This is a genomic window from Neisseria sp. CCUG12390 (assembly GCF_047837985.1).
GTDB lineage: Bacteria > Pseudomonadota > Gammaproteobacteria > Burkholderiales > Neisseriaceae > Neisseria.
In genome coordinates this window covers 1-22,309 of sequence record NZ_CP181244.1, presented here as the reverse complement: position 1 = coordinate 22,309, position 22,309 = coordinate 1, and the positions used below count along the sequence as shown (strand labels likewise).

Annotated in this window: 19 protein-coding genes; 11 read left to right on the top strand and 8 right to left on the bottom strand. The window is 54.1% G+C overall.

Translation table 11 applies throughout. The annotated features are described in order from the left end of the window. Positions 1–84 precede the first annotated feature (84 nt). From ACM67E_RS00095 to ACM67E_RS00080, 4 genes are all read right to left on the bottom strand, one after another. On the bottom strand, positions 85–795 hold the full coding sequence (locus tag ACM67E_RS00095; protein ID WP_416191658.1) for a hypothetical protein: 711 nt from the start codon (positions 793–795) through the stop codon (positions 85–87). 112 nt (positions 796–907) lie between these two features. After that, positions 908–2,161 (bottom strand): UDP-N-acetylglucosamine 1-carboxyvinyltransferase, encoded by a 1,254-nt coding sequence (gene murA / locus ACM67E_RS00090; protein ID WP_416191657.1) that lies wholly within the window; start codon positions 2,159–2,161, stop codon positions 908–910. Positions 2,162–2,356: 195 nt separating this feature from the next. After that, a complete protein-coding gene (locus ACM67E_RS00085) occupies positions 2,357–2,842 on the bottom strand; it encodes a CYTH domain-containing protein (RefSeq protein ID WP_416191656.1) in 486 nt (161 codons plus the stop codon). Positions 2,843–2,856: 14 nt separating this feature from the next. Beyond that, positions 2,857–3,282, bottom strand: coding sequence for a CopD family protein (locus tag ACM67E_RS00080; RefSeq protein ID WP_416191655.1), 426 nt, complete (start codon positions 3,280–3,282; stop codon positions 2,857–2,859). Positions 3,283–3,530: 248 nt separating this feature from the next. Here ACM67E_RS00080 and ACM67E_RS00075 point away from each other — a divergent pair, with 248 nt between their 5' ends. From ACM67E_RS00075 to ACM67E_RS00045, 7 genes are all read left to right on the top strand, one after another. Beyond that, positions 3,531–3,803 (top strand): hypothetical protein, encoded by a 273-nt coding sequence (locus tag ACM67E_RS00075; RefSeq protein WP_416191654.1) that lies wholly within the window; start codon positions 3,531–3,533, stop codon positions 3,801–3,803. Between the two features lie 185 nt (positions 3,804–3,988). After that, positions 3,989–4,453, top strand: coding sequence for a hypothetical protein (locus ACM67E_RS00070; protein ID WP_416191653.1), 465 nt, complete (start codon positions 3,989–3,991; stop codon positions 4,451–4,453). Between the two features lie 147 nt (positions 4,454–4,600). Beyond that, on the top strand, positions 4,601–5,992 hold the full coding sequence (gene mnmE / locus ACM67E_RS00065) for a tRNA uridine-5-carboxymethylaminomethyl(34) synthesis GTPase MnmE (protein WP_416191652.1): 1,392 nt from the start codon (positions 4,601–4,603) through the stop codon (positions 5,990–5,992). Between the two features lie 715 nt (positions 5,993–6,707). Next, on the top strand, positions 6,708–8,093 hold the full coding sequence (ftsY, locus tag ACM67E_RS00060; protein ID WP_416192786.1) for a signal recognition particle-docking protein FtsY: 1,386 nt from the start codon (positions 6,708–6,710) through the stop codon (positions 8,091–8,093). Positions 8,094–8,428: 335 nt separating this feature from the next. Then, positions 8,429–8,695 (top strand): DUF3079 domain-containing protein, encoded by a 267-nt coding sequence (locus ACM67E_RS00055; protein ID WP_416191651.1) that lies wholly within the window; start codon positions 8,429–8,431, stop codon positions 8,693–8,695. Between the two features lie 404 nt (positions 8,696–9,099). Then, entirely contained in the window at positions 9,100–10,005 is a 906-nt protein-coding gene (rarD, locus tag ACM67E_RS00050) for an EamA family transporter RarD (protein ID WP_416191650.1), read from the top strand. A gap of 51 nt (positions 10,006–10,056) precedes the next feature. Beyond that, positions 10,057–11,268, top strand: coding sequence for a DUF819 domain-containing protein (locus ACM67E_RS00045; protein WP_416191649.1), 1,212 nt, complete (start codon positions 10,057–10,059; stop codon positions 11,266–11,268). 120 nt (positions 11,269–11,388) lie between these two features. On the opposite strand, the gene glgA is transcribed toward ACM67E_RS00045, so the two are convergent. The 3 genes from glgA to ACM67E_RS00030 all read right to left on the bottom strand — a co-directional run bounded on the left by glgA (position 11,389) and on the right by ACM67E_RS00030 (position 15,274). Then, a complete protein-coding gene (glgA, locus tag ACM67E_RS00040; protein WP_416191648.1) occupies positions 11,389–12,810 on the bottom strand; it encodes a glycogen synthase GlgA in 1,422 nt (473 codons plus the stop codon). Between the two features lie 107 nt (positions 12,811–12,917). Then, positions 12,918–14,252, bottom strand: a complete 1,335-nt coding sequence (glgC, locus tag ACM67E_RS00035) for a glucose-1-phosphate adenylyltransferase (RefSeq protein ID WP_416191647.1) — start codon at positions 14,250–14,252, stop codon at positions 12,918–12,920. Positions 14,253–14,518: 266 nt separating this feature from the next. Next, on the bottom strand, positions 14,519–15,274 hold the full coding sequence (locus ACM67E_RS00030) for an ABC transporter permease (protein ID WP_416191646.1): 756 nt from the start codon (positions 15,272–15,274) through the stop codon (positions 14,519–14,521). A 236-nt stretch (positions 15,275–15,510) separates the two neighbouring features. On the opposite strand from ACM67E_RS00030, the gene ACM67E_RS00025 reads away from it, so the two are divergent. From ACM67E_RS00025 to glmS, 4 genes are all read left to right on the top strand, one after another. Then, on the top strand, positions 15,511–16,170 hold the full coding sequence (locus ACM67E_RS00025) for a pyrimidine 5'-nucleotidase (RefSeq protein WP_416191645.1): 660 nt from the start codon (positions 15,511–15,513) through the stop codon (positions 16,168–16,170). A 69-nt stretch (positions 16,171–16,239) separates the two neighbouring features. Further along, the gene (locus ACM67E_RS00020; RefSeq protein WP_416191644.1) at positions 16,240–16,515 is read left to right on the top strand and encodes a spore cortex protein; all 276 of its coding nucleotides are present in this window, start codon (positions 16,240–16,242) and stop codon (positions 16,513–16,515) included. Positions 16,516–16,672: 157 nt separating this feature from the next. Next, a complete protein-coding gene (gene glmU / locus ACM67E_RS00015) occupies positions 16,673–18,043 on the top strand; it encodes a bifunctional UDP-N-acetylglucosamine diphosphorylase/glucosamine-1-phosphate N-acetyltransferase GlmU (RefSeq protein ID WP_416191643.1) in 1,371 nt (456 codons plus the stop codon). 203 nt (positions 18,044–18,246) lie between these two features. Continuing rightward, positions 18,247–20,085, top strand: coding sequence for a glutamine--fructose-6-phosphate transaminase (isomerizing) (gene glmS / locus ACM67E_RS00010; protein ID WP_416191642.1), 1,839 nt, complete (start codon positions 18,247–18,249; stop codon positions 20,083–20,085). A gap of 426 nt (positions 20,086–20,511) precedes the next feature. Here glmS and gnd read toward each other — a convergent pair whose 3' ends face one another. After that, a complete protein-coding gene (gnd, locus tag ACM67E_RS00005) occupies positions 20,512–21,960 on the bottom strand; it encodes a decarboxylating NADP(+)-dependent phosphogluconate dehydrogenase (RefSeq protein WP_416191641.1) in 1,449 nt (482 codons plus the stop codon). Positions 21,961–22,309: the final 349 nt, after the last annotated feature.

Below are 22,309 nucleotides of genomic sequence, written 5' to 3'. Positions count from 1 at the left end.
GCCTTGTGTGCAAAAAAACCTATTGTAGCAAAAGGCAGATGGCTTGAGGCCGTCTGAAAAGCGTTTTTCAGACGGCCTCAAGATTTAAGGATTTTTTCCGATAACGTGGACAGCACCAATCAGTTGAATCGGAAAGGTCACGACATCAACAGCCATCGTCAGCGGAAGCAGGGCTTTGAGCAGGCCGCGTGAGACGGTACCTTTTTTCGCTTCATAGCGGTAAAACACCAGCGGCAGCGGTTGGCGGAAGGTATGCTGCAAGTGGTTGCGGTTGTTGAGCGTAACGGTTTGCAGCTCGAGCGTTTGCGAAGTGGTGCAAAGTAAATCTTTGTCATAATCGCGGCAATTGAAGCCGAGCCGTTCCATCTGCGCTTGTTCGCCCGCTTTCAAAAGTTTTTTCGGTTTGAAGAACTGAAATTTCACGCCTAAAGTGCTTTTAACATCGCTGCTGATGACGGCAAAATTTTCTTCCTGCTTGCCGGGAGGAAGGCGGTTGGGCAATACCTTTAAATAAGTCAAATCAGTTTGCGCCAAAATGCTTGGCAGACTGATGCGCTCGGAAGATTGGGGGCGCACCAGATAGGCGCGTTTTTTGCCGGCCAGCAGCATCGCGTTTTCAAAACCGGCCACCTGCTGCACCGGCTTTCCTACGGCGATTAGCGTATCGCTCAGGCTTTCTTCTTTTATCCAGCGCGAATTTTCCGATTCATTAATACGGTAATCTAAATACCGCGAAATAAAGCACGCACTCAGTAAAGGAAGCACGGAAATACTGATGATGATCGGTTTCCACACGGCTTGACTCCTTGTCATGATAAACAACAGAAATATCATATATTTATCATAATAAAGGCCGTCTGAAAAGCAGCAGATACTTTTCAGACGGCCTTTGGATTGAGAGATACGCTTAACCGCGCACGCGCTCGATTTTTGCGCCGACGCCGCCGAGTTTTTTCTCGATGTGTTCATAGCCGCGGTCGAGGTGGTAGATGCGGTCGACGATGGTTTCGCCACCGGCAACTAAACCCGCCATCACCAAACTGGCCGAAGCGCGCAGGTCGGTGGCCATCACGGTCGCGCCGGAGAGTTTGTCCACGCCGGTAACAAAGGCGGTGTTGCCTTCGGTGGTGATGTTTGCGCCCATGCGGTTGAGTTCGGGAACGTGCATGAAGCGGTTTTCGAAGATGGTTTCCACCACGCGCGACGAGCCTTCGGCCACGGCGTTCATCGCCATGAATTGCGCCTGCATGTCGGTCGGGAAGCCCGGGTGGACGACGGTGCGGATGTCCACCGCTTTCGGCCGCTGCTGCATGTCGATGGTAATCCAGTCGTCGCCCGCTTCGATGATTGCACCGGCCTCAACGAGTTTGTCCAACACCACTTCCATGGTTTTCGGCGCGGCGTTGCGCAGGGTGACTTTGCCGCCGGTCATGGCCACGGCGCACAGGAAAGTGCCGGCTTCGATGCGGTCGGGCACAACGGAATGTTCCGCACCGTGCAGCTCTTTCACGCCTTCGACGGTCATTGTGGATGTGCCGATGCCGCTGATTTTCGCGCCCATTTTTACTAAACATTCGGCCAAATCGACCACTTCGGGTTCGATGGCGCAGTTTTCCAAAACCGTCGTGCCTTCGGCCAAAGTCGCGGCCATCAATAAGTTTTCCGTACCGCCCACCGTTACCACGTCCATCACCACGCGTGCGCCTTTCAGACGGCCTTTGGCTTTGACATAGCCGTGTTCGATGACGATTTCCGCCCCCATGGTTTCCAGGCCTTTCAGGTGCTGGTCAACCGGGCGCGAGCCGATGGCGCAGCCGCCGGGCAGACTGACCTGCGCCTCGCCGAAACGCGCCAGCGTCGGGCCCAATACCAAAATCGACGCACGCATGGTGCTGACCAATTCATACGGCGCGCAGGTGTTGTTGACCGTACCGCCGTTGATTTCGAATTCGTGCACATTGTCGGTCAGCACGCGCGCACCCATGCCCTGCAAGAGTTTTTGCGTGGTTTTTACGTCGGCCAGCATCGGTACGTTTTTCAGGCGCAGCGTGCCCGAAGTCAGCAGACCCGCGCACATCAGCGGCAGCGCGGCATTTTTCGCGCCGGATACGGTGATTTCGCCGTTTAACGGGCCGTTGGCAGAGATTTTGAGTTTGTCCACAGTGGTTCTTTCGTTGTCACTAACCGCCCAAACACGCGGTTTCGGCGTAAAAATCGGATTGAATTCGGAATTATAAGGATTTTTGCGCACTTTGTGGGCATGGCGGCGAAAAATTTATCAACGCGCAAAAAAGGCCGTCTGAACAGGATGGTGTTCAGACGGCCTTGGTTTGTCCGGCAGACTGCGGCAAAGGTTTCAGACGGCCTCTGACGGTTGCGTCCAAGTTGCGTAGGGATGTTTGCTCAGATAGGCATTGGTGAATCTGCCGTCGGAGGTGATTTCTTCGCCCAGCCAGTCGGGTTTGGCAAACGCGGCGTCTTCCGACGGCAGTTCGATTTCCGCCACCACCAGTGGCGCGTTGTCGCCGGAATATTCGTCGATTTCGTATAAAAAACCTTCGAATTCGACGCGGTAACGGCGTTTTTCCATCTTAAACGGACACATCGCCGCCATCATCGTCTGCGCGTGTTCCAACGGGATTTCATATTCGAACTCGCTGCGGCTCACGTCGGAAATATAGCCTTTGAGCGTCAGCCACGCCTGATTGCCGGTAATGCGCACGCGGATGGTGCGCTCTTTTTCCACGCTCAGATAGCCTTGCTGCAAGATTTGCGGCGCGGACGCGGACGCGCGCCAGTCATCGTTTTTCAATAAAAAACGGCGTTCGATTTCTACGGACATTTTCAGACGGCCTTTCAAAACGGTTTGAATACGACAAGATACAGCGCGGCAAGCATCATCAGCACCGGCACTTCGTTGAAAAAACGGTAAAACTTGTGCGGATGGCGGCAGGCGTGCTGCTCGAAGCGGCGCAGGTGGGCGCGGCAGATGTGCTGGTAGCCGATGAGCAGAATCCCCAGCGTGGCTTTGCCGTGCACCCAGCCCATGCTCCACCAATCCGTTACGAACGGAATCGCCAAGCCGCACATCACGGCCAGAATCCCCAGCGGCGACATGAATTTATACAGCCGCTGTGCCATACCCAGCAGCCGCGCATATTCGGCGGCTTCGGTTTGCGGATTGACCTGCGCCAGATTCACAAAAATACGCGGCAGGTAAAACAGCCCGGCAAACCAGGAAATCATAAAGAAAATATGCGCCAGTTTTAACCATAAATACATTTTTCAGACGGCCTCCCTATCAAACAGGCATTATTGTAGCCTTAAACCCACATTTTACGCCAAAACTGCCCCTGTTTTTTTGCAGAAAAGCCGCTTTGCCGACAATTTTATGGAACAAAAAGCCAAATTCGGCCATAATCTTCCCCCTGCAAATATGCGTCCCCGACACATTTTGCTAAAATGAAAATATACCATGTGATTATGGGCTTGAAGATAATCACCTAATACATACGGAAACGGAAAACCACATGAAGCAATTCGAAATCAACGGCGGCGTGAAAAAACGCCTCAACGACTACCTTGCCGCCAAACAGACCGACCTTAAAACCGCGATGGACAGCCAAGCCACCAACGCCGAAGTGGCCGCGATTATCCACGAAGGCCTGCCGATGATGGTGCGCAAAATCTATCCGCTGGAAAAAATGAAAGATTTTTTCTGGAACAAAAAAGACCTGATGGTCGAATTCGTCGCCATGCGTTTGGCGGCGGCGGAGAAAACCAAACCGGCGAAAAAGCGTTGATAAAGCCCGAGGCCGTCTGAAAATCCGTTTTCAGACGGCCTTTTACTATATTGGCCGCATCTCGGGTTTGCCGGATTTTTCCGACGCAACGCCGCTGTTCCGGCGGCTTATGGAACCAATCTTTCTCAGTTTCCCTCTAAAAAATTAAAGCCGGTAAAATTTTTAATGGGCATTCAGGTTTGGAAATGGAAACTTATACTTTGGAAAAACAGATTTGGACGGAAAAAGATTTCGATCAAATGGGTTGGCACGATGCCCGTATTTACGGCTTTGTGTTCCATCCTGCCGATGAATACCGTACGGATTTGATTTTCGACATCGATTACATTTTGGAATGGGTCAACCCCATGCCGCCGGAAGAATATTTTTCGTTTTGGGTGTCGCCCTGCACCCTGAAATTTGAAAATATTTACAACCTGCAAATAGAAATCGACCAATACGGAACCAATTTACCGGCTATCGAAGATGTAGAGCTCGTCAGCGTGGAAAACGGAATTTATCAGTGGAATATCGAATTGTCCGAAGGATATATTTCTTTCAAATCATCCGGTTTCAAACAATTCGTCCGGAATCAACCGGTTTTGATCCGCCGTCAGTTTTTATCGCGGGAAGAAAGAAACGGCGTCAGCTTCAGCGAGCATACCGATTAAACTTTGTTCCCGGCGGTTTAGGTATCCGGTTGAATCTTGAGCCGGATTGTGCAAACCGATGCCATAAAAATAGCAAAGGCCGTCTGAAAATCTTTTTTCAGACGGCCTTTGCTATAATTCCCTTTATTTATCCGAAAAGAGACGGCCATGTCCGCACCTAATCCCGCCATCGCCGCCATCGCCACCGCCCCCGGGCGCGGCGGTGTGGGCGTTATCCGCATTTCAGGCAAAGATTTGCTGCCGTTCGCGCAGGCTGTCAGCGGCGGCAAAACGCCCAAGCCGCGTGTGGCTTTGTACACCGATTTTCTCGGTTCAGACGGCCTTGCCATCGACAACGGCCTGATACTCTATTTCGCCGCGCCCGCCAGTTTCACGGGCGAAGACGTGCTGGAGTTGCAGGGCCACGGCGGGCCGGTGGTGATGCAGATGCTGCTGGCGCGCTGCGTGGAGCTGGGCGCGCGGCTGGCCGAACCGGGCGAGTTCACCAAGCGCGCGTTTCTCAACAACAAACTCGATTTGGCGCAGGCCGAGAGCGTGGCCGATTTGATTGACGCGTCCAGCCAATCCGCCGCGCGCATGGCCCTGCGTTCGCTCAAAGGCGCGTTTTCCCAGCATATTCATGAACTTGTCGATGATTTGATTACGCTCAGGATGCTGGTGGAAGCCACGTTGGACTTTCCCGAAGAAGAAATCGACTTTCTCGAAGCCGCCGACGCGCGCGGCAAATTGGCGGGCATTCAAGGCCGTCTGAAAACCGTGTTGGCCAGTGCGGAGCAGGGCGCGATTTTGCGCGAAGGCATGAATGTGGTGCTGGTGGGCGCGCCGAACGTGGGCAAATCCAGCCTGCTCAACGCGCTGGCGGGCGACGACATCGCCATCGTTACCGACATCGCCGGCACCACGCGCGACACCGTGCGCGAACAAATCACGCTCGACGGCGTGCCCGTGCACATCATCGACACCGCCGGCCTGCGCGAAACCGACGACGTGGTTGAGCAAATCGGCATCGAACGCAGCCGCAAAGCCGTCAACGAAGCCGACGTTGCGCTGGTGCTGATCGACCCGCGCGAAGGTGTGAACGCCAAAACCCAAGCCATACTCGACGGCCTGCCCGCCGGTTTGAAACGCATCGAAATCCACAACAAAACCGACCTGACCGGCGAAAACCCAGGCGTGTTCTCCGAAACCGTACCGGCGCAACATTCAGACGGCCTGCAAAACTTCACCGGCGCAGACACGCTCATCAGGCTTTCCGCCAAAACGGGCGACGGCCTGGATCTGCTCAAACAGGCCTTGCTCAAAGAAATCGGCTGGCAGGGCGAAAGCGAGAGCCTGTTCCTCGCCCGCAGCCGCCACCTCAACGCCCTGCACGCCGCCGAAGCCGAACTGGAAAACGCAGCCTTATGCAGCAACCACCAGCTCGAACTCCTGGCCGAACACCTGCGGCTCGCGCAAGCGGCGTGCAGCGAAATCACCGGCGAATTTACCGCCGACGACTTGCTGGGCGTGATTTTTTCACGGTTCTGCATCGGGAAATAATCACAGGCCGTCTGAAAAATACAAGGTAACCGCAAAACGCAGGTCGGGCATTAATGCCCGACCTACGCGTTGTCAGGCCGTCTGAAAAACCATCTGAAAATCCGTGTAGGGGAAACCCACTATCGTGAAATGCGGCAGGGAAGGCAAATACGGCGGATACGGTGGGTTTACACCCCCTGCCAACTATAACTCTGCGGAAGGCCGTCTGAAAACCGTTTTTCAGATGGCCTTCTCATACGTGGACGCCTTTTGCTTTCGGCCAAAGCCGGCCTGACAGCGTATGCTTACTGTTCATTGCGAAAATACGCTACAATAGCCCGAAACCTTTACAGACAGCCTTTCCCGGCACCAAGCCTACTGCTGCCGGAAATCTTTCCATCTCCTTGAGGAACGCCCCATGTTCAATTTATTCCGCCGTAAAAAACAGGAACACCCCGCTCCCGAAGAAGCGGTTCAGCCCGAACATCACGACCACCGCCAAGCCGCGGCAGACCCTGCTGCCGAGCCGAAGCAATCGGTTGAAGAAATGCTGGCCGCTTTGGAAAATGTGTTTGCAAAAGAAGCGGCGGAAAACGCGCAGGCCGCGCCTCCGGCTTCGGAGTTGGCTGATAAAAATATTACAAATCAACAATTTGAACAAGAAAATTCGGCGAAATTAACGACAGCGGAAACGTTCGTCGAAAGCGGTTCGGCAGAAGTCCAAGCCGATGCGGCAATGCCGTCTGAAACGGTAAAAACAGCCGAACCGCTGCCGCAGAATGAAGATGCGGAAACCGTTTTGACCGACAGCGGCAAAGTGGTGATTGATTATGTGCAAATACCGGAAGACGCCGCTGTCGTACCGGCATCGGGGCAGACGGCGGAAATTGCCGCTCAAGACACGGCAGCTGTTGAATCCGCCGGAGAAGTGCCGCCGACGGAAGTGGAAACCCTGCCGACGGCGGCGGAAGAATCCGCGCTTGAAACAGCTTGGGATTCGACCTTCCCCGAGGCGGAAACAGCCGGAAACCAAGCGGCGGAGGCCGAGCCTGCGCAAGTTTCCGAAAAACAGGAAATCCTTGAAATTGAACCGGTTAGCTCTAGCGGTTCGGCTCAATCAATGCCGTCTGAAAACATTGCGCAAGCTGCCGCTGCCGCCGCAACCGCAGCGACAACCCAATCCCTGCCGGAAGACGACGGTGCGCAGACCAAATTAAGCTGGGCTTCCCGCCTAAAACAGGGCTTGACCAAATCGCGCGACAAGATGGCCAAGTCGCTGGCCGGCGTATTCGGCGGCGGCAAAATCGACGAAGATCTGTATGAAGAGTTGGAAACCGTGCTGATTACCAGCGACATGGGCATGGAAGCCACCAATTACCTGATGAAAGACGTGCGCAACCGCGTGAGCCTGAAAGGTCTGAAAGACGGCGAAGAATTGCGCGGCGCGCTGAAAGAGGCGATTTACGATTTGATTAAGCCGTTGGAGCGGCCTTTGGTACTGCCCGAAAGCAAAGAGCCGTTTGTGATTATGCTGGCCGGGATTAACGGCGCGGGCAAAACCACGTCCATCGGCAAGCTGGCGAAATATTTCCAGTCGCAGGGCAAATCCGTTTTGCTGGCGGCGGGCGATACCTTCCGTGCGGCGGCGCGCGAGCAGTTGCAGGAATGGGGCGAGCGTAACAACGTCACCGTGATTTCGCAATCGACGGGGGACTCGGCGGCGGTATGTTTCGATGCGGTGCAGGCCGCCAAAGCGCGCGGTATCGATATTGTGCTGGCCGACACCGCCGGCCGCCTGCCGACCCAGCTGCACCTGATGGAAGAAATAAAAAAAGTGAAACGCGTGTTGCAGAAAGCCATGCCCGACGCACCGCACGAAATCATCGTGGTGTTGGACGCGAATATCGGCCAAAACGCGGTCAACCAGGTGAAAGCGTTTGACGAAGCCTTGGGCTTGACCGGCCTGATTGTGACGAAACTCGACGGCACGGCCAAAGGCGGCATTCTCGCAGCACTCGCTTCCGACCGTCCGATTCCCGTGCGCTACATCGGCGTGGGCGAACGGATTGACGATTTGCGGCCGTTTGATGCAAGGGCGTTTGTGGATGCGTTGTTGGATTAAGCGAAACTGTGTTTCAAGGCCGTCTGAAATTTTTTTCAGACGGCCTTTTTACATCAAATTGTTGGTGCAAACCGAAGGTGTATAAAGGAAATTTTTGATGTCGGCAGATGTAGGTTGGGTCATGACCCGACGTTTCCTTGAGTTTAGCGGTTTTGTTGGGTTTACCGACCCGACCTACCGGTTTTATTTCAGGGCCGTCTGAAACTTTTCAGACGGCCTTAACTTTTCTTAAAAGCCAAAGGTAAAAAGCAGTATAAACAGGCATATGCGGTTGGAAATCCTTTATAATGCCGGTTCATGAATATAACAATAATCTCCATCAAGGACACGCTGACATGGCCAAAAAGTTTCCGATTTTTCCCAAAAATCCCGAACGGATTTGCTGGGGCTGCGACAAGTATTGCCGCGAAGACGATTTACAGTGCGGCAACGGTTGCGAGCGTATCCAGCACCCGATTGAATTGGACGGCCGCGATTGGTACAAAACCGGCGACTGGAGCAATCTTTTAAGCGACGAACAGCAAATCGAACTGGGTTTGAAGGAAGCCCCGAAAACCGCCAAACCGCACATCAAACTGCCGTTGAAAAATAAAACGGTTTAAACTTTGAGGCCGTCTGAAAGTCGGCGGAACCCGTTACATTCGCTTTGGCGGAATGCGTTGCGCCCATTTTGGCGAAACTCACTACGTTCGTTTTCAGACGGCCTGCCGTATCCGTTCATCAACGTCAGGCGTAAAATGCCTGCCTGAAACCTTTGCAAAATTCAGATTAAACTGAAAAACTCTGTCCGTCATTCCCGCGCAGGCGGGAATCCAGCTCTGTCACTCTCAGGAATTTAAAAATTACAGAAGGTTAAAATTCTAGATTCCCGCCGGTGCGGGAATGACCGATTAGAGGGATTTGAATATTTCCGGATTTTGCAAAGGCTTCGGCCTGTTGTACTTTTTATCCGGGGCGGGCGTAAAATGTCCGCCTGTTTTCTTTTGTATTTCTCCGCACAAGTTCCATGAATACCCAACCCGACGAATACCGCAAAGGCCTGTTTTACGCATTGGGCTGCTACCTGATTTGGGGGATTTTTCCGCTTTATTGGTATCCCATCACCGGTACGGCCATCAGCGCCGATCAGATTTTGGCGCAACGCATCTGCTGGTCGGCGGTATTTGCGTTGTGCGTGTTGGTTTTAAAGGGGCAGACCGGCACGCTTTGGCAGGCGGTGCGCAACCGCAGGCTGCTTTTGGCTTTTACCGGGTCGGCCTTTGCCATTTCGCTCAACTGGCTGGTCTATCTTTGGGCGATTACCAACAACCATATCCTTGATGCCAGCTTGGGCTATTTTATTTCGCCGCTGGTGAATGTGCTGCTCGGTTTCCTGTTTTTCAAAGAAAAGCTCAACTGCACGCAGTTTTTGGCGGTTATTTTGGCGGTGGTCGGGATTATGTGGCTGGCGGTGCCGGCCGGACACATTCCGTGGGTGTCGCTTTTGCTGGCGGGCAGCTTCGGTATATACAGTCTGCTGCGCAAACTTGCGCCCTTGGACGCGCTGACCGGCATGACGCTGGAAACGCTGGTCTTGCTGCCGTTTGCGCTGGGCTATCTTTTTTGGGTGGCGCAACAGGGGAATTTGGTTTTCGGTAGTCTGCCGCCGCTGCCTTTGGCGGTGTTAATCGGTTCGGGCGTGGTGACGGTGTTGCCGCTGCTTCTGTTTGCCGCCGGAGCCAAGCGCATTTCGATGAGCGATTTGGGCATGATTCAGTATGTGTCGCCGAGTATGCAGTTTTTCTTGGGGCTGACCCTGTTCGGCGAGGCGTTCAATCTGCAGAAATTCACCGGTTATGCGTGGGTGTGGCTGGGGGTGGCGGTTTACCTGTTCGGCGTGGTATTGGCGAAAAAGAAAATCCGGGCCGTCTGAAAAACGTCGGTTCGGGTAAAATGGCGAAGATAACGACAAAGGAGAAAAACCATGACCCCTCTCATTCCGGCCGACAACCATCTGCTTTTGTGGGCTTTTGTGATGCTGGCCGCGGCGGCGGCGGTATACGCCGAACAGAATTTCCGTTGGGCGGCCAAAGTGCCGGGGGCGGTGATTGCGCTGCTGATTGCGCTGGCCGCTTCCAATCTCGGGCTGATTCCCACCGATGCGCCGGTTTATGACGCGGTATGGGGCTATATCGTGCCGTTGGCGGTTCCACTGCTGCTGTTCCAACTGGATTTGCACGCGGTGTTTAAAGAAAGCCGCCGCCTGCTGTTTCTGTTTCTCATCAGCTCGGCAGGCACGATGATCGGCGCGGTATTGGGCTTTTTCATGTTGCGCAGCCACATTCCCGAATTGGACAAAATCGCCGGCATGATTTCCGCTTCCTATACCGGCGGCGGCGTGAATTTCGCTGCGATGACGGCCAAACTCGAGCCGTCCAAAAACATGACCGCCGCCACCATTGTGGCCGACAACCTGATGATGGCCTGTTACTTCCTGATTCTCATCGGCCTGGCCGCCGCACCTGCCGTGCGCCGTATTTGGGGCAGCCCGTTTCAGGACAAAGCCGACGGCGAATCGCAAGACAGCGGCAGCAATCCGGCCGCGGCATATTGGCGCGCCAAACCGATTTCGCTGCAAAGCATCGCCTTGTCACTAGGCGCATCGGTTTTGCTGGTAGCGGTGGCGTTCAGCGTGTCGGCGTTTTTGAAAGGCGTGTTGGGCAGCGGCAGCAACATCGCCACGGAAATGCTGATTGGTTTGGTCACCGACAAATACCTGCTCTTGACCACGCTGACCTTTGCCGTGATTGCACTGATGCCGCGCAGCATGGCCAAGCTCGACGGCAGTCAGGAATTGGGCACTTACTGCATTTTCCTGTTTTTCGTGGTCATCGGCATACCGGCTTCGACTCCGATGATTCTGCAAAACGCGCCGCTGCTGTTCGTGTTTACACTCACCGTAGCCCTGGTAAATCTGGCGGTAACGCTCGCAGCCGGCAAGCTCTTCAAATACAGTATCGAAGAAGTGGTTTTGGCCTGTAACGCCAACATCGGCGGCCCGACCACCGCAGCCGCCTTAGCCATCGGCCGCGGCTGGCTCGCGCTGGTGGGGCCGATTTTGTTCATCGGTACCGTCGGCTATATCATCGGCAACTACATCGGCTCGATGATTTACGGTTTGCTCAGTTCGCTGTAAAGCGTTTGAAAAGCAGAAAAACCTGTCCCCCAACATTCCTTCCACCGTCATACGCTACGGATACGAAAAGGCCGTCTGAAATTTCAGACGGCCTTTTGACAAACATGCCGTAAGTGCGCGTTATTGATAACACTGCCGGTAAGCCTGCGCCGCTTTCAGCCAGCCGAAATCCTGCTGCATGGCGCGTGTGCGCATTTGTTCCCATAATTCCTGTTCCGACCAGGCATACAGCGCGGTGTTGAAGGCTTCGGCCAATGCCTGAGCATCCGGCGCGCCGAACACGAATCCGGTGGCTTCGCCGCTTTCTCCGAATCCGGCCACGGTGTCGGCCAAGCCGCCGGTACGGCGCACCAAAGGCAGCGTGCCGTATTTCAGGCCGTAAAGCTGGGTGAGGCCGCAAGGCTCGAAACGGCTGGGCACCAAAATCACGTCGCCGCCGCCGATTAGACGGTGGGCAAGCTGTTCGTCATAACCGATGTGCACGCCGACGCGTTCGGGATAATGCTGCGCCAATTCGTTAAATGCCTGTTCCAGCCACGGTGCGCCGCTGCCCAACAAGACGAACTGCATCGACGGATCTTCGGCAAGTTTGAGGTACAAGGCTTCGAGCAGGAAATCCGCGCCTTTTTGCTCGGTCAACCGCGACACCATCACGCAGAGCATGGCGGCAGGGTCGTTTTTCAAACCGAAATGCTGCTGCAAGGCGGCTTTGTTGGCGGCTTTGCCTTCGGCGGCATTATCGATGCCGTATGAAGCGGCAAGTTCATGGTCACCGGCGGGATGCCAAATGTTGTCGCCCACGCCGTTGAGTATGCCGCTCAAACGCCCTTGTGACTGGCGTTGCTGCAGCAGGCCTTCCATGCCGTAGGCGGACACGGTGATTTCGCGCGCATAGGTCGGACTGACGGTGGTAATGTGGTCGGCGTAATACAGGCCTGCTTTGAGAAACGAAATCTGCCCTCTGAATTCCAGACCTTCGGGTCGGTACATCTCCCACGGCAGCCATAAATCGCTCATGTGGCGCGCGTCGAACAAGCCTTGGTAGGCGATGTTGTGGGTGGTGAACACGGTTTTTACCTGCCACGCGCCCCATGCTTTCAGATAGGCCGGTGCCAAGCCCGCCTGCCAGTCATGCGCGTGCAGCACATCGACGCGGTTCCAAAACGGATCGGCACCACTCGCCACCGCCGCAGCCGCCCAACCGAGCAGGCCGAAACGGACGACGTTGTCGGGATAATCGCGGTAGCCGCCGTCGTGGTAAGGGTTGCCGCCGCGGTCGTAAAGGTGCGGCGCGTCAATCAGGTAAAGCCCCAAGCCCCGATATTCTGCAAAACGGATGACCGCATAACCGCCCGGGCCGTCGCAGCGGAACACTTCGGCGGTAAACGGAATCTGTTCGCGGATTTGGCGGTAATAGGGCAGAATCACGCGCACGTCGTCGCCGTTTTGCTGCTGTGCAAACGGCAGCGCGCCCAATACATCGGCCAGACCGCCGGTTTTCAATAAAGGATAAAGCTCGGAAGCTGCATGCAGGATGTTCATCGTATTTCTCAATTCAAGTCGGGAACCGGATATTTTAAACGTTCAGACGGCCTCTTCACATGTTTGCAGGCCGTCTGAATGTTTTCAGACGGCCTTGAAACCGATTGTCAAATGCCCATGCCGTCTGAAAATTTATTCAGGGCTTTGGCGCGTTTTTCCAGCATGGCAGGCGTAACCAGCACCACGCTGCCGCCGGAACTTACCCGGAAAAACTCGGCATCTTGCCCCGGGTTCACACCAATCTGCATACCGTCGGGAATCTCGCACGCGCGCTCGATGATGCAGTTGCGGATGACGCAATTCCTGCCGATTTTCACCTGCGGCAGAATCACCGACTGCTCGATGACCGAACCTTCGTTCACCGTCACCCGCTCAAACAAGACCGACGAGCTGATTTCGGCATCGGTAATCAGGCAGCCGCCGCTGATCATTGAGTTGTCGATGGTGCGTTCATGTTGGTGTTTGTAGAAAAATTTGCTCGGCATCGATTGCGACGGCAACCCGCGTATCGGCCAAGAACGGTCGAACAGATTCAGCTGCGAATATTCGGCCACCAAATCCATGTGCGCGCCCCAATAGCTGTCGAGCGTGCCCACGTCGCGCCAATAAATGCTGCCTTCGGCGTTGCGCCCCATGCACGAACGCTCGAACGGATGGGCATACAGCACGCCGTCTTTCAGGGCTTGGGGAATGATGTCTTTGCCGAAGTCGTGGCTGGTATGGTCGAGTCGGACTTCGCGTTCCAGCGTTTCATAAAGGTAATCGGCATCGAATACGTAAATCCCCATCGAAGCCAGCGACGAATCCGGTTTCTCGCGCATAGCAGGCGGATCGGCCGGTTTTTCGACAAACGCCTGCACTTTCAGATGTTCGTCCACCGCCATCACGCCGAATTCTTTCGCTTCGCTGCGTTTGACTTCAATCGAACCGACCGTGCATTTTGCGCCGCGCGAAATGTGGTCGCGGATCATCTGCATGTAGTCCATCTTGTAAATGTGGTCGCCGGCCAGAATCAAAACGTATTTCGGCTTGTAGTGCTCTTTCATCAAAGCGACGTTTTGCCACACCGCATCGGCGGTACCGCGGTACCACATGGTTTCGTCAACCTGCTGGCGGGCGGGCAGCATATCGACGAAATAACCGCGCTCGCGCGGCATAAACGACCATGCGTGCTGCAAGTGGCGCAGCAGCGAATGCGCTTCGTATTGGGTGATGACGCCGATTTTGAACAGGTTGGAATTGAAGCAGTTGGACAGCGTAAAGTCGATGATGCGCCAGTTGCCGCCGAAATAGACGGCCGGTTTGGCGCGGCGGTCGGTCATTTCACGCAAACGCGAACCGCGGCCGCCGGCCAGAATCAACACCAGCGTATTATCGGCGATGTCGGCGGTATTCAAAGGACGCTCGAGACTGTAGGCTTGAGGGATGAATTCTTGTGCCATGATGGTTTCTCCATTTGTCGGGTTGGGGGCGGGGCGCGGATAACGGTTTCTCTTGTGTAGTTTGCTGCCGAAATTCACGGCTGACTTTTATCATTATGGATGGCTACGGCTTCAGTTTTGTTACAAAAAGAAGCGGCAGCAGGGCGGATGTCATCAAATGATAATAATCCGAAACCCAAGCTGCCGCCTGCACAAAACGCAAATAAAATCCGATATTTATATTAAATTAAGTAAAACATCAAAATCCTTTTGCCCGACCTTGCCGCTCAACGGCGCAGTTTCCAACCCGAATGCAAGACCGCCAGCACCAGCGCACCCAATGCCGCCGACACCGCGCCGACCACCGCCAGCGACAGCCACGGCGAAACATCGCTCACGCCGAAAAAGCCGTAGCGGAAGCCGTCGATCATGTAAAACACCGGATTGAAATGGCTGACCGTGCGCCAGAATTCGGGCAGGCTGTTGATGGAATAAAACACGCCCGACAAAAACGTCAGCGGCATGATGAGGAAATTCTGAAACATGGCCAACTGGTCGAATTTTTCGGCCACAATGCCCGCAATCAAGCCCAGTATCCCCATCATCGCCGACCCCAGCAGCGCGAACACAAGTATCCAGCCGATATGGTACGGCGCAGGCAGGCCGAACGGGGCGGTCACGGCAATCACGCCCAAGCCCACCAGCAGCCCGCGCACCACCGCCGCGCCGACGTACGCGCCGAAAAAGGAAAAGGTGGACAGCGGCGGCAGCAGGATAAACACCAGATTGCCCGACAGGCGCGACTGGATCAGGCTGCTCGACGCGTTGGCAAACGCATTCTGCGCCATGCTCATCATCGCCAAACCCGGAATCAGAAACGCGTTGTACGCCACGTCGGGCAGGGCTTCGACATGGCGGCCGATGGCGTGGGAGAAAATCAGTTGGTACAGCAGCGCGGTGAGCATGGGCGCACCCAAAGTCTGCAGGCCCACTTTCCAAAAACGCAGGATTTCTTTTTTGAATAAGGTGTAAAAACCGATCATGGTATGTTGTGTTCGTCTGTTTAGAATCAGAATCTGATGTTTTGCAAAAGTACAGGCCGTCTGAAAAATAAACGGCTTTCAGACGGCCTGTGTGTTACCGGGCAACATTTTAACATATGAACCATTGCCGCTTAAATGATTGTTTGACCGCCGTTTTATGCGGCATACCTTGCCAAACGGTTGCCCGTGCGGCAGTAAGCTGCCATCATCCTGTTTTTTTCCGCACAGAGCCTGCCATGAATCCGCCTGTTTGGCTTTTCGATCTCGACAACACCCTGCACGACGCCGACGCCGGCATTTTCTTGCTGATCAACCATGCCATGACCGACTATCTGGCAGGCCGTCTGAACCTTTCGCATGAAGAGGCTTCCGCCCTGCGCGAAGACTATTGGCACTGCTACGGCGCGACTTTGGCCGGCCTGCAAATCCACCATCCCGAAATCGACATCGCCGAATTTCTCGCACACAGCCACCCCATGCCGCAGATTTTAGAAAAATTAACACCGATTCAAAGAACTAAATCCCTTTTAGGCCGTCTGAAAGGGCGCAAGGCGGTGTTTTCAAACGGACCGTCGTTTTACGTGCGGGCGGTTGTCGGAAACTTGGGTATCCGTTCATATTTCGACCTGCTGGCCGGAACCGACGATTTCGGTTTTCTCTACAAGCCCGACCGTCAAGCCTATCTGACCGTCTGTCGTCTGCTTGGAACAACACCGCAAAACTGTATTATGGTGGACGATAACGCAGATAACCTTCACGCCGCCAAACAACTCGGTATACAGACCGTATGGTTCGGCCGCAAAGCCCACGCTTTACCCTTCGTCGACTGCGCTGCGCCCGACATGGCCGCCTTGGAGGTGTGGGCGGCGCAACAAGGCTGGCTCGAGGCCGTCTGAAACGTGTAAAACCCTATGATTGCGCACATAATTTCATTACAATAGAATATTCTCAACAAGGAAAAAGACATGCGTTACCTGACAATGATTTTGGCATTCGCCGCACTGGCCGGCTGCACATGGGAAACCTACCAAAAAGCCGACGGCAGCACCGCGCTGCGCCAAAAATACGAAAAAGGCACCCGCGTTTACTACCAGGACGGTTCTTACTCGCGCAACATGAATTACAACCAATACCGTCCGGAACAACACGCCGTCAAACCCGAAATGAACCGTCATCGGGACGTTCAGGGCACCACATGGGGCGGCCGACCGGCAGCCGGCAGCCCGACCGAAACCAAATAAGCCGACATGCCGTCTGAAAATACCGCTGTTTTTCAGACGGCCTCCCATAGTGAAATAAAATGAGAAAGACACAAGGCGGCAAACCGCGGCAATAAAGCAGATTTCTCATTTTCGTTCGCCATACATTCAATCGTTCCTATCCGAATGGAAAACCGTCATGAGCAAAACCCCTTTACACATCGTGATTCTTGCCGCGGGCAAAGGTACCCGCATGTATTCCAAAATGCCCAAAGTGCTGCACGAAGTCGGCGGCAAACCGATGGTCGCCCGCGTGATTGACGTCGCCGCCACGCTGAATCCGCAAAGCATCTGCGTGGTCATCGGCCACGGCAAAGAGCAGGTTTTGGAAAAAGTGAAACGCGATGTGGTATGGGTGGAGCAAACCGAGCAGCTCGGCACCGGCCACGCCGTGAAAACGGCCTTGCCGCACCTGCCGAAAGAAGGCCGTACGCTGGTGCTCTACGGCGATGTGCCGCTGACCGACACCGCCACTTTGGAAGCCCTCTTGGAAGCCGCCGGCGACGAAGTCGGCCTCTTGACCGACGTATTGGACAACCCGACCGGCTACGGCCGCATCATTCGCGAAGGCGGCAAAGTAGTGGCCATCGTCGAAGAAAAAGACGCAGATGCCGCGCAAAAAGCGGTTAAAGAAACCAATACCGGCATTCTCGTGCTGCCGAACGCCAAACTCGAAGGCTGGCTGAACAGCCTCTCCAGCAACAACGCACAAGGCGAATATTACCTGACCGACCTGATTGCGCTGGCCAATTCAGACGGCATCGCCGTACATCCGGTACAAGTGCGCGCCTCGCATTTGGCGGCGGGCGTGAACAACAAAGTGCAGCTTGCCGAGTTGGAACGCATTTTCCAAACCGAACAGGCGCAGGAATTATTGAAAGCAGGCGTGACCCTGCGCGACCCTGCCCGCTTCGATTTGAGAGGCCGTCTGAAACACGGTCAGGACGTGGTGATTGACGTGAACGTCGTCATCGAAGGCGACGTGGAAATCGGCGACAACGTCGAAATCGGCGCAAACTGCGTGATTAAAAATGCCAAAATCGCCGCAGGCACCAAAATCGCACCGTTTTCTTCGCTGGAAGACTGCGAAGTGGGCGAAAACAACGTCATCGGCCCTTACGCGCGTCTGCGTCCGCAAGCCAAACTGGCGGATGACGTGCACATCGGCAACTTCGTCGAAGTGAAAAACGCCACCATCGGCAAAGGCACCAAGGCCAACCACCTGACCTACATCGGCGACGCCACCGTGGGCAGCAAAACCAACTTCGGCGCGGGTACGATTGTCGCCAACTACGACGGCGTCAACAAACACCATACCGTCATCGGCGACGAAGTGCGCATCGGCTCCAACAGCGTGCTGGTCGCACCCGTTACGCTGGGCAACAAAGTCACCACCGGCGCCGGCAGCGCGATTAACAAAAACGTGGAAGACGGCAAACTTGCCATCGCCCGCGCACGCCAAACCGTAATCGAAGGCTGGGTTCGTCCGGAAAAAGGCGATAAAAAGTAAGTTGTCCTTGAATTTCAGACGGCCTAATAATCAAGGCCGTCTGAAAACAGATTTTCCCAATCACTTTTCCTGTCTGCTTATGCAGGCCAAACCGCCATGCCGTTAAAGCTGAAACGCGACCTTGAAGCAGCATTCGACATAATCGCTTCATCGCCCGTGATACGGTGTGGCTTTATTTAAACTTTTGATACTAAGGAACTTTTATGTGCGGTATCGTCGGCGCCATCCGCGCCAACCACAATGTAGTAGATTTTTTAACCGACGGCCTGAAACGCCTCGAATATCGCGGCTATGACTCTTCAGGCATCGCCGTGCACACCGGCGACAAAATCCGCCGCGTGCGCCGTGTCGGCCGCGTCCAGCTGATGGAAGACGCAGCCAAAGAAAAAGGCATTCACGGCCACATCGGTATCGGCCACACCCGTTGGGCGACCCACGGCGGCGTAACCGAGCCGAATGCGCACCCACATATTTCGGGCGGCATGATTGCGGTGGTGCACAACGGCATCATCGAAAACTTCGAAGCCGAACGCGAACGTCTGCAAGGCCTGGGTTATGTGTTCGAATCGCAAACCGACACCGAAGTCATCGCCCACAGCGTGAACCACGAATACACGCAAAACGGCGGCAACCTGTATGAAGCCGTGAAATCGGCGACGAAAAACTTCCACGGCGCATACGCCATCGGCGTGATTTCGCAGGAAAACGACAAAGAAATGGTTGTGGCACGCATGGGCTGCCCGCTCTTGGTGGCATTCGGCGACCAAGAAACCTTCATCGCCTCCGACGTATCGGCGGTTATCGCGTTCACGCGCAAAATCTCTTATTTGGAAGACGGCGACATCGCGCTCCTGAATTCAGACGGCATCGTGAAGCTGACCGACAAAAACGGCCAAGTGGCCGACCGCCAAGTGAAAGTATCCGAATTGTCGCTGGCTTCTTTGGAACTCGGCCCTTACAGCCACTTCATGCAGAAAGAAATCCACGAACAGCCGCGCGCGATTGCCGACACAGCGGAAGTGTTCCTAGAAGGCGGTTTCGAGCCGGAAAACTTCGGCGAAAAAGCGCGCGAAGTATTCAACGAAATCACCGGCATCAAAATCCTCGCCTGCGGCACATCCTACTATTCCGCGCTTACCGCCAAATACTGGCTGGAAAGCATCGCCAAAATGCCGACCGACGTGGAAATCGCCAGCGAATACCGCTACCGCGACGTGATTGCCGACCCGAAACAATTGGTCATCACCATTTCCCAATCCGGCGAAACATTGGACACGATGGAAGCGTTGAAATACGCCCAATCGCTCGGCCACAAACACAGCCTGTCGATTTGTAATGTAATGGAGTCCGCCCTGCCGCGCGAAAGCGAACTGGTGCTCTACACCCGTGCCGGTGCCGAAATCGGCGTGGCCTCGACCAAAGCGTTCACCACCCAATTGGTCGTATTGTTCGGCCTGGCCGTAACCTTGGGCAAACTGCGCGGCCACGTTACCGAGCAGCAGGCGCATGATTATGTGGAGGAATTGCGCCAACTGCCGGGCAGCATCCAGCACGTTTTAAACCTCGAACCGCAAATCGCCGCGTGGGCGCAAAAATTCGCCAAGAAAAACAGTGCCTTGTTCTTAGGCCGCGGCATCCACTTCCCGATTGCCCTCGAAGGCGCGCTGAAGCTGAAAGAAATCACCTACATCCACGCCGAAGCCTACCCCGCAGGCGAGCTGAAACACGGCCCGCTCGCGCTGGTGGACGAAAATATGCCGGTGGTGGTGATTGCACCGAACGACACGCTGCTGGACAAAGTGAAAGCCAACATGCAGGAAGTCGGCGCACGCGGCGGCGAACTGTTCGTATTTACCGATTTGGACAGCAATTTTGCCGAAGCCGACGGCGTACACGTCATCCGCACGCCGCGCCATGTCGGTGTGTTGTCGCCGGTCGTCCACACCATTCCGGTTCAGCTCCTGTCATACCACGCCGCCCTCGCACGCGGTACCGATGTGGACAAACCGCGCAATCTAGCGAAATCGGTTACGGTTGAATAAGGTTTGAACTGCGTTTCGGCGCAAAGCAAAGGCCGTCTGAAAATATTCTTTTCAGACGGCCTTTTATCGGATTTTATGGTTCGACCATAAAAGTTATACACAGAAAAAACCGCTTGAAACCTTTAGTCCACGTCATTGATTGCACAAGTTTTCGGAGTAATACCGATTCCCCAAGTTTTACAAGTTGTCTCAGGCTACTTACAGTTCTCTTGAAAACTTGTGGATAATATTGTGAACAATCTTGAAAGGCCGTCTGAAAATTTCAGACGGCCTTTTTATTTTCTCTGATAATTCAACATGATAATTAAACAGTCTTATCTATCGATTCCAAGAATTATTGTGGAAAAACTTATCACGGAATTGATAAAGGCCGTCTGAAATACTTTCGTTTTCAGACGGCCTTCCAAACCGTTATTTTATCGGCAATCAAATTTCATAAGGCGTAGATGCTGTATCGCCGCCGGTACCTGTCCAATTGGTGTGGAAAAATTCGCCGCGCGGTTTGTCGGTACGCTCATAGGTGTGCGCGCCGAAGTAGTCGCGTTGCGCTTGCAACAGGTTGGCAGGCAGGCGTTCGGTGGTGTAACCGTCGAGGAAAGTAATGGCGGAAGCCATACACGGCATGGCAATACCGCTTTCGATGGCTTTGGCCACTACTTTGCGCCATGCGGGCAGGCAGCTTTCCAATACACCTTTGAAATAGGGATCGGTACCTAAGAACACCAAATCCGGATTGGCTTCGTAGGCATCGCGGATGTTGCCCAAAAACGCGCTGCGGATGATGCAGCCTTCGCGCCACAGAAGGGCGGTATTGCCGTAGTTCAACGCCCAATTATTGGTTTCGCTGGCTTCGCGGATCAGCATGAAGCCTTGTGCGTAGGAAATGATTTTCGAAGCCAACAGGGCTTGGCGCAGGGCATCGACCCATTGCTGTTTGTCGCCTTCCACCGGCGTAATGGTTTTACCGAACAGTTTGCCGGTTTGTACACGCTGTTCTTTAAACGCCGACACGCAGCGGGCGAATACGGCTTCGGAAATCAGCGTCAGCGGGATGCCCAAATCCAAAGCGTTGATGCCGGTCCATTTTCCCGTTCCTTTCTGACCGGCGGTATCGAGGATTTTTTCTACCAACGGTTCGCCGTCTTCATCCCGGAAACCCAGAATATCGGCTGTAATTTCAATCAGATAAGAATTAAGCTCGGTTCGGTTCCATTCGCTGAAAATGTTGTGCATCTCGTCGTAAGACAAGCCCAAACCGTCTTTCATGAATTGGTAGGCTTCGCAAATCAGCTGCATGTCGCCGTATTCGATGCCGTTGTGCACCATTTTCACGAAGTGACCCGCACCGTCGCGGCCGACCCAATCGCAGCATGGTTCACCCTGCGGCGTTTTCGCGGCAATGGCTTGGAAAATCGGTTTCACTTCCGGCCACGCACTCTCATCGCCGCCCGGCATGATGGAAGGGCCGTTGCGCGCGCCTTCTTCGCCGCCGGAAACGCCGGCACCGATAAAGCGGATGCCTTTGGCAGCCAGCTCGTGCGTACGGCGGGTGGAATCGGGATAATTGGCATTACCGCCGTCAATGATGATGTCGCCTTTGTCCAATAAAGGCACGAGTTGTCCGATAAAATCGTCCACTACCGAACCCGCGCGAACCATCATCATGATTTTGCGCGGTTTTTCCAATTTATCGACTAAATCCTGCAAAGAATAAGCACCGATGATATCAGTGCCTTTGGCTTCATTGTTCAGGAAATCGTCTACTTTGCTGGTGGTGCGGTTGAACGCCACTACCTTAAAACCGTGGTCGTTCATATTCAAAATCAGGTTTTGACCCATGACGGCCAAACCGATGACACCGATGTCGCCTTTCATTGAAGGAAGCTCCGTTATTGTTGGTTTATCGGCGGTAACTCTACCCGATTTACAGTGTTTTAACAATCCTTAACTTTTTAATTTTTTGAAAAGATAGTTTAACGTTTTTGTTTCGGAAAAATGTGGAAACAGAATAATACTTAAAATTTAAAATATAAAAAGATTATGATTATGAGCAGGCAACCTGCTTGTGTATAACTTTTATTCCTTTTATTTTTCAAAATCTTATTTTGATTGAAACTTAAGGGATAAAGCGGCTTTCGGATTGTTGACGGATGTGGACAGATTTCTTATTTTCAGACGGCCTGTGTATAAATTTTGCCTTACCGACAAGTCTGCGCGAACTTAT